The 8,962-nt window shown below is 68.0% G+C and carries 6 protein-coding genes; 4 read left to right on the forward strand and 2 right to left on the reverse strand.

The features are described from left to right. The first annotated feature begins 9 nt into the window (after positions 1-9). From BRAO375_RS34695 to BRAO375_RS34710, 4 genes are all read left to right on the forward strand, one after another. Positions 10-1,122, forward strand: coding sequence for a CaiB/BaiF CoA transferase family protein (locus tag BRAO375_RS34695; protein WP_009032097.1), 1,113 nt, complete (start codon positions 10-12; stop codon positions 1,120-1,122). Positions 1,123-1,124: 2 nt separating this feature from the next. Beyond that, positions 1,125-1,973, forward strand: coding sequence for an HTD2 family dehydratase (locus BRAO375_RS34700; protein ID WP_009032098.1), 849 nt, complete (start codon positions 1,125-1,127; stop codon positions 1,971-1,973). A 142-nt stretch (positions 1,974-2,115) separates the two neighbouring features. Continuing rightward, on the forward strand, positions 2,116-3,738 hold the full coding sequence (mdlC, locus tag BRAO375_RS34705) for a benzoylformate decarboxylase (RefSeq protein WP_009032099.1): 1,623 nt from the start codon (positions 2,116-2,118) through the stop codon (positions 3,736-3,738). Between the two features lie 329 nt (positions 3,739-4,067). After that, positions 4,068-5,780: a hypothetical protein gene (locus BRAO375_RS34710; protein WP_009032100.1), complete on the forward strand. Its 1,713-nt coding sequence runs from the start codon at positions 4,068-4,070 to the stop codon at positions 5,778-5,780. A gap of 701 nt (positions 5,781-6,481) precedes the next feature. Here BRAO375_RS34710 and BRAO375_RS34715 read toward each other — a convergent pair. Continuing rightward, entirely contained in the window at positions 6,482-8,155 is a 1,674-nt protein-coding gene (locus tag BRAO375_RS34715; protein WP_244423437.1) for an outer membrane beta-barrel protein, read from the reverse strand. Positions 8,156-8,725: 570 nt separating this feature from the next. Beyond that, positions 8,726-8,962, reverse strand: a 237-nt coding sequence (locus BRAO375_RS38440) for a hypothetical protein (RefSeq protein ID WP_083842600.1), incomplete at its 5' end; no start/stop codon positions are given.

Genomic DNA, 8,962 nt, shown 5'->3' on the forward strand with positions numbered 1-8,962 from the left:
GGCTCGTCGATGCTTCCGCTTGAAGGGATCACCGTCGTCGCCGTCGAGCAGGCGGTGGCTGCGCCGTTCTGCTCGTCGCGCCTGGCGGATGCCGGCGCCCACGTCATCAAGATCGAACGGCCCGAGGGCGATTTCGCCCGGGGCTATGACGCCGCGGCGAAAGGCCAGAGCAGCTACTTCGTCTGGCTCAACCGCGGCAAGGTGTCGCGCGTCGTCGATCTCGCCAAGCTGGAAGGCCGCGCGGAGCTGGAGACGCTGATCGCCAGCGCGGACGTGCTGCTGCAGAATCTCAAGCCAGGCTCGATGGACAAGATGGGTTTCGCCCGCGAGCGGCTGCGCAAGGACTATCCGAAGCTGATCTGCTGCACCATCACCGGCTATGGCGACACCGGCCCCTATGCCGACCGCAAGGCCTATGATCTGCTGATCCAGGCCGAGAGCGGGCTCGCCTCGATCACCGGCGGCCCGGAAGGGCCGTCGCGCGTCGGCATGTCGATCGTCGATGTCGCCACCGGCGCCACCGCGCATGCCGCGATCCTGGAGGCGCTGATCAGGCGCGGCCGCACCGGCGAGGGCGCCGATATCCGGATCTCGATGTTCGACGTCATGGCCGACTGGCTGACCGTGCCCCTGCTCAACGCCGAGGCCGGCAACGCGCCGAAGCGCATCGGCCTCGCCCATCCCTCGATCGCGCCCTATGGCGTGTTCACCTCGAAGGACGGCAAGGACATCCTGATCTCGATCCAGAGCGAGCGCGAGTGGAAGACGCTGTGCGCCAAGGTGCTGGAGCAGCCCGGCCTGCCCGACGATCCGCGCTTCGCCAACATGGTCGAGCGCGTCCGCAACCGGGCGCTCACCGACGGCATCGTCGCCGAGCGCTTCGCGGCACTGTCGCGTGACGAGCTGCTGACAAAACTCGCCGCGGCCGACATTGCGTTTGCCGAGGTCAACAGCATGGCGGATCTCGCAACCCATCCGCATCTGCGTCGCATCGAGGTCGACACGCCGAACGGCGTCGTCTCCTATCCGGCGCCGGCGGCGATCGTGGTAGATGACGACAGGCACTATGGTGCCGTACCCGCGATCGGCGAAGCCCCCTCGCCCCATCAGCGAAAGGGCTGATCATGACGGATGCGCTTGATCTCGATCATCTCCGTCAATGGGTCGGCCGCAGCGCCGAGGCCGTCGACATCGTCACCGCGCAACTGACCAAAGGCCTGCGCGCGACGCTGTTCCAGGACATCGGCGAGCCCACGACCGGCGACATCGCGCCCTACACGGTGCACTGGTGCCTGGGTCAGCCGGTGTTTCCGCACGATCAGCTCGGCCCCGATGGGCATCCCACGCGCGGCGGCTTCCTGCCGCCGGTGCCGCTGCCGCGCCGCATGTGGGCCGGCGGCGAGGTGCAGTTCGTCGATCCCTTGCGCGTCGGCGACCTCGCCACGCGCGCGTCGACGATCACGGATGTCACCTTGAAGAGCGGCTCGACCGGCCAGCTCTGCTTCGTCGCGGTCGAGCACGTCGTGTCGACGCCGCGCGGGACAGCGATCCGCGAGCGCCAGGACATCGTCTATCGCGACATGGGTGGCGCGCCGGCTGCGCCGGCGAAGGCGCCGCCGCCTCCGCCGGTCGCGCGGCACAGCGAGACCCACGTCTCGGATCCCGTGCTGCTGTTCCGCTATTCTGCGCTGACCTTCAACGGCCACCGCATCCATTACGACCGCGACTACGTCACCAAGGTCGAGGGCTATCCCGGGCTGATCTTCCACGGCCCGTTGCAGGCCGCGCTGCTGGTCGAGTTCGCCGCCAAGCTCAGGGGCAAGCCGCCCGCCACATTCGCCTATCGCGGCGTGCAGCCGCTGTTCGAAGGCAGCGAGTTCTCGGTCAATGCCAATGACACGGACGGCGGCCTGGAGCTGTGGACCGCCAACGCCGAGCGCCAGCCGACGATGAAGGGCAACGCGAGTTGGTGATATAAGCCCGTCGTTCCGGGGCGATGCGAAGCATCGAACCCGGAACCTCGAGATGAGTGAAAAGAACCGCTCGAGATTCCGGGTTCGATGCTCCGCATCGCCCCGGAATGACCGCACACACGGACACTCGAGGGAAACGCCTGTGGCCAAGACAACGAAAACAACGACCAAGCCCGTCACCGTCAAGCAGGCCACCTTCGAGCTGCTGCGCGCCTTCGGCATCAGATGCGTCTTCGGCAATCCCGGCTCGACCGAGCTGCCGTTCCTCAGCGACTGGCCCGACGACATCGACTACGTGCTCGGCCTGCAGGAGGCGAGCGTGGTCGGCATGGCCGACGGCTATGCCCAGGCGACGCGCAATGCCGGCTTCGTCAATTTGCATTCGGCCGCCGGCGTCGGCAACGCGCTCGGCAACATCTACACCGCGCATCGCAACCAGACGCCGCTGGTCATCACCGCCGGCCAGCAGGCGCGCTCGATCCTGCCGCTGCAGGCGTTCCTCTATGCCGAGCGCCCGAGCGAATTCCCGCGCCCTTACGTCAAATACAGCGTCGAGCCGGCGCGGCCCGAGGACGTGCCGGGCGCGATCGCGCGCGCCTACTACACGGCAATGCAGCCGCCCTGCGGCCCGACCTTCGTGTCTATCCCGATCGACGACTGGATGCATCCGGCTCAGCCGGTGGCTGCGCGCAAGGTCAGCCGCGAGCTCGGCCCGGATCGCGCCGCGATGGATGAGCTGGTCGCAGCGCTGACATCGGCGAAGAATCCCGCGCTCGTCGTCGGTCCCGGCATCGATCGCGCGGCTTGCGTCGATCTGATGGTCGAGGTCGCGGAGAAGGCCAAGGCCGGCGTCTGGGTCAGCCCGTTCTCGGCGCGCTGCTCGTTCCCCGAGCGGCACCCGCAATTCCAGGGTTTCCTGCACGCCTCCCCCGGGCAGCTCTCCGATGCACTCAAGCCCCACGACGTCGTGGTCGTGATCGGCGCGCCGGTCTTCACCTTCCATGTCGAGGGCCACGCCGCGATCTTCGACGGCGCAACCACGCTCTATCAGATCACCGACGATGCGGAGGCTGCTTCCGTGCCGCCGATCGGCACCAGCATCATCGCCACGATGCGCCCCGCGCTGTCGCTGCTGCTGGAGCTGCTGCCGGAGGCGAAGCGCGCCGCGCCGAAGGGCCGCGTGCTGCCGGAGGCGCCGAAGCCCGCGGATCCGATTCCCGTCGACTATCTCCTTCACACGCTGTCGCAGGCGCTGCCCCAAGGCAGTGCCGTCGTCGAGGAGATCCCCTCGCACCGGCCCGTGATGCACAAGTACATGCCGATGCCGGGCGCGGACTCGTTCTACACGATGGCGAGCGGCGGGCTTGGCTACAGCCTGCCGGCCGCGGTCGGCATGGCGCTGGGACGCCCGAACGATCGCATCGTCTGCCTGATCGGCGACGGCTCGGCGATGTATTCGCTGCAGGCGCTGTGGACCGCGGCCCAGCGCAAGCTGCCGATGACGGTCGTCGTCATCAACAATTCCGGCTATGGCGCGATGCGCTCCTTCAGCCAGGTCATGCAGGTGCGCAACGTGCCCGGGCTCGAGCTGCCCGGCCTCGACTTCGTCAAGCTCGCCGAGGGCATGGGCTGCGACGCCGTGCGCGTCAGCCGGTCGGCCGACCTGCCCGCAGCGCTCGCGCGCAGTCTCGCTCATGACGGCACCAGCCTCGTCGAGGTGATGGTCGACTCCGCGGTGCCGCTGCTCTACGCGCAGAAGAGCTGAGGCGCCCGTTCGCTCAGCGTACGGCTTGTCAATCGCCAGTGATGCGACAATGCGTCGCGTCACCATGGCGACAGCATGACCTGCCGTGAAATGCTCACCGCCCCGCCGCAACGGTGCAACCGGCGGTTTCAGCCGCAAGCATTTGTTTCGAAAGCTTTCTGCTCCCCTGCGCCACCGCGCCGCAGCCGCTCCGCCGCAAACATCGCGAAATCCTGCCGTCAGGATGCAGGCGGACGCCTTGCTGCTTGCAAGGTCCGACCATCCTGCAAGCCAAAATCATTATCAGAAGGTTCCATCATCCAATCCAGCGTACCAATGGAGTTGAGCTGATGGCGGACAAGAAGAACCTTCAAACGGCGACCTCGAGAACCGACCTCTATCGCCACGTCAGCGTGCTTGCCCTCATGTCCGCGCTCGCGGTGGCGGCCTTGCCGCATCAGGCTCATGCGCAGGCGATGACGACCGCGCTCGCCACCTCGGCCACGACCAATGCCGCGGCGAAGGCCGCGCAGGAGGCTGCGGCCAAGGCTGCTGCCGCAGCCGCCGCAAAGGCTGCGCAGGATGCGGCCGCCAAGGCCGCTGCCAACGCCGCCGCCAAGGCCGCGCAGGATGCCGCCGCCAAGGCGGCCGCGAAGGCCGCGGCTGACGCCGCCGCGAAGGCAGCGGCCAATGCCGCTGCGAAGGCTGCCGCCACGTCAGCCGCAGCCGCGGCGAGCAACGCCGCCAAGACAACTGCTGCTACCGCTGCCGCCGCTGCGACCACCGGCACCGCAACCAAGCCCACCACCGTTGCCACGGCTGCGACGCCAACCCCGGTCGCCAAGCCCGCCGCAGCCGCCGCGGCAGCGACGACCACGGGCACCGCCAAGGCTGCCGCTGCCACCACCAGCACGACGACCGCCGCTGCCAAGCCGGCTGCCACCACCGTCGCTGTCGCCAAGGCGGCTGCGGCGCCCGCTGCCGCCGCCGCAACCCCGGCCAAGGCCGCGGCCGCGGGTGCGGCGAACAACGACGCCGTCGCCAAGGCCAATGCGGCCGCCGCAGCCGCAGCGCAGACCGCCGCAAATGCGGAGGCCCAGGTCGCCGCCGACCGCAAGGCGATCGACGTCGCGCGTCAGGCCGAGCAGAACGCAAAGGGCGCCGCCATCGAAGCCCAGGAGCAGTCCGAGAAGAACCCGACCGCCGCCAACAAGGCCGCCGCTGCTGCGGCCGCCGCGAAGCTGACCACCGCCTCGGCCGCGCTGCAGGCCGCCTTCCAGAAGCTCGACAAGGACATCGACGTGTCCAACGAGGCCAAGGAAGCCGCCAACGCCGCCAAGGACACGGCGCGCGAGACCGCGGAAGCCGCCGCGAAGGCCGGCCAGGCCGCCGGCAACGCCAACAATGGCGGCAACGCCAACAACGGCGGCAATGCCAACAATGGCGGCGGCGCGGCGGCCGGCAACGGCGGCAACAACAACAACAATAACAACAACAATCAGCAGGCCAATGAGGCGGCTGAGCAGGCCGCACTCCAGGCGGCGCTGAAGACCGGCGAGCAGGCCCGTGCGGTCGCCCAGCAGAAGACCCAGGCGGCCAACGCCGCGGCATCGGCGAACCAGAAGACCGTCGAGGCCGCGTTGAACCAGAAGATCGGCGCGATCGATGCGGCGGTCGAGGCGGCCGAGCAGAAGGTCAATGCCGACCGTCAGGCGTTGGAGCAGGCGCGCCAGGCCGCGCAACAGGCCAAGCAGGACGCGCAGGAGGCCGCCGAGGTGCTCGAGCGCGCCAACAACGCCGCCAATCAGGCCGCACTGGCTGCCGCTCAGGCGAAGGCGCAAACCACCGCCAATGCCTTCAACGCCGCCAACGCCACGCTGAACGCCGACAACCAGGCCCTCACCCAGGCCCGCGAGACCGGCGAACAGCAGGAGCAGGCCCTGCGCGCCGCCGCGCAGCAGCAGATCCAGGCCGGCTACACCGCCGCGCAGCAGGCGACACAGGCCGCCTGGGCCGAGGCGCAGAAGATCGGCAACGCCGCCCTGGCCGCGCTCGAGCAGTAAGGCCACGGCGTCCCGCGCCGCGCGCCCCTTACCCCTGGGGCGGCGCGGGGCCCGATAACGAGAACAAGGCCATCACCAGCCGCATGCCCAACCGGCCGGGGAATGATGCTCACGAGACGGGACTTGACCTCACCCCGCCGCGTGACCCGCTCCCCGGCTCCCCATCAGCCCGGACATGCCATGCCTTCACCCCCGTCCCCCATGGCGGGGCTTTTTTTTGCGTGGCCGACACGCGAGCACGGTGAGCTCGCTGTCAGCCCCTTTCCGCGGAAGGGTCGGCGCGAGGGGCAGCGGCAGAGGCGGTGCGGCTATGCTGACTCCTGACGTTCTGCCAGTTTCAGGAGATGATCGTGAGCACGCCTTCGAGGCTTTCATCGATGCGGAGCCGTCGTGCCCGTCCGATGAACCTTACATGTAGTTGCGCATGCGCCATGCCCCTCACCCGGATCGCTGCGCGATCCGACCTCTCCCCGCAAAAAGCGGGGAGAGGTGGCACCGTCGGCACCGGCAGAGTTCGCTCCGACCGAACCGATTAGTTTCTGACGCCCCATGCAACCCGAGCTCTTGGTTGCAAGTACGTGCGCGACCCTCTACTCGCTCTTCACGGGGAGAGGGTCGGGGTGAGGCTTAGCCACACGGGTGGTCCTGCTCGTACACGACGAACTGATGCGAGGTTCGAAAACGGATCGTCGCGACCCGTCTCAGTACTGGACCCTGACGCCGACCACGCCCACCACCGCCATGAAATTGTTGAGCGCGACATTGGAGCGAGTCCATTCGGTGCGCACTTCGCTCTTCAGGTGGATGTTGCGGCTCATCTTGTAGACGCCGCCCGCGGCGACGAACATGCGTTGGTCAACCCGGCCGATGCCGACGAACTGATCCTGGCCATAGCCGGCGCGCATGGTGCCGATCAGCCAGGGTTCGAACTGATGATCCATCTGCAGGATCACGTCGCGCGACAGGATGCCCGAGACGTTCATCGCCGGCGTCTCGGACGCCTGCGAGCGCGCCACCAGCACGAAGGTCGTCGCATCGGTCGCGGCCCAGGCCAGCGTCGCGTCGGCAATCACGCCGCTGATGTTGGGCATCATCGGCGAGTCCATGCGACGGGTGAGATAGCCGACCGAAGCCTCCCCGGTCAGCGATCCCATGTTGACGACGGCGCCGGCGCGGCCCGCGATGCCGGTGGAGTCGCGCCGCTGTCCGTTGAAATCGACCTGCAGATCGTGGTTGCGGCGGTCGAAGCTCATGTCGACAAAGGGCGCGATGTTCGGCGTCAGCACATAGGTGACGCGCAGCTGCGCGCCCGGCTGCGTGTAGTTGCGATCCTGCGTCCGCAACGGCACGTTGGCCGTGATCACGGCGTCGTTGAAGACGACGCGGTCGGCCGATCCCTTGAACGCGATCTCGGTCGGGCCGATCTTCTGCAGCACGCCGGCGCTGCCGCCGAACGTCGTGGCGCGCGGCAGCTTGAGCGCCCCCGGCAGCGCCAGCGCGTCGTTGACAAAACGGGCCTCACCGGTGAGGGCCGTGCCCTCGATCACGTCGTAACGCCCCTGCGCCCGGGCCTCGAAGGTCGGATGGCTGAGCGAGCGGACGTTGGTGTCCTCGGTATAGGCGCCGCGGATATCGGCATTGAGCTGATGCCGCTCCCATTGCGAGCGCACCGAAACCTCCGTGGCCGCGATCACGACCGGCGATCCCTGCCCGCCCTTGCGGCGCGTGGGATTGGTGTCATAGCCGGCCTGGATCTCGACCGCCGGCTTGACGAGGAACGAGCCCATCGTGATGCCGGTCGGATCATAGGGCTTGGCCTCGGGCGAGAGCGGCGGCGGCTTCACGGCGTCGAGGTTTCGATCAGGCAGAACGTCGCGATTGCGCAGCACCGCGGCCGGCTGAGCTGCAGCAACGGTCTGCTGCGGCTGGACCGGCGCCGCCGCAACGGGTGCCGCAGGCGTTGCCGCGATCTGCTTGGGAACGGATTGCGGAGCTGCCGCGCGCGCCGGCACGAGGGCGCTGCGCGCCGGCTGGAACGCCGCGAAGCCAAAGCCGCCCGCCGGCACACCTGCCCTGCCCGGCGCAGCGAGCGCCGGCGCTCCGGCCTCCCGCACCGGCCGCAACAGCGCGCTGACGCTGCGCGGATCCTGGCGCATCATCAGCGTCCGGCTGTCGTTGGCGATTCTGGGCACGTTGTAGTAGATGCTGCGCGCGGTGATGTGACGGAAGAACAGCCGATCGGCGCGTCCTGGAACGACGTCGGTCGGCTTGGCCTTGATGGTCTGCTGCGCCGACGCCGCATCGACCACCATCACGGTCAGCAGCAAAACCTCGACGAGCGCGAGCGTGACCCCTTTTGGGGATCGCGTCACCATGAGCCGCTTCGTCCGCAGGGCGAACGCGCCGGTCTTATGAGGTGAGTGAGCTTGCAACGGAACGCCGGGCTGTGCAGAGACGATTGCGATGACGTCAGGGCGCCGGCCGACATCACACGCATGTGTGCGCCATCTGCTCCCCTTGCCCTGAAATGACCGGCAAAGGTCGGCGGAAATTTTGCCGAGCTGGGGAGATTTCATGCGGTCGTGAGGAGCATTCGCAACAAGCCGCTCCGAAGCGTTGCGGCGGCGACCGCTGATCGCACATTAGCGAAACTAATTAGTCGACATTCCATTCGTCCACAGTCGCGCCGCAGGAGAGCCGCAAACGATACGCGTCATTCGACAAAAATCCACAATCGGCACGGCTTCTGGCCGTCGATCTCGCGCGATATGCCGCAGGCCTCGCGGCGGCCATCATTTGCCCGACGGGCAGTTGGCACATCGCAGCCATGCCGAAACTGCCCGTCGTGTTGAAATGTCGCAACCAGACGCCTTGCGCCGTCGGGCAAATCACGACGATTGTCCCGCGCATCCCGCCTCACCACGAAGGGGCGTTGCGCGCGATCGTCACGACACGCGAGGCGGGGATGCGGTGGCCGCGAGACGTCGCAGCGCTTCCTCCGAGGCGCGGACGAACGATGTGCTTGCGGACGTGAAGTTGCGTGGTCCTGGCGCCCCGAAGCTGGCGCCAAGTTCGCGACGGCGCTCAGGCGTCGCGCTGACGACGGTGGCTAACGAGCCGGACACCGGGGAGAGCGCAAAGTAAGCGTGAAAACCGCCGCGCAGGGAATGCCGGGTCGATCC

It is taken from the genome of Bradyrhizobium sp. ORS 375 (assembly GCF_000239775.1).
Classification (GTDB): Bacteria; Pseudomonadota; Alphaproteobacteria; order Rhizobiales; family Xanthobacteraceae; genus Bradyrhizobium.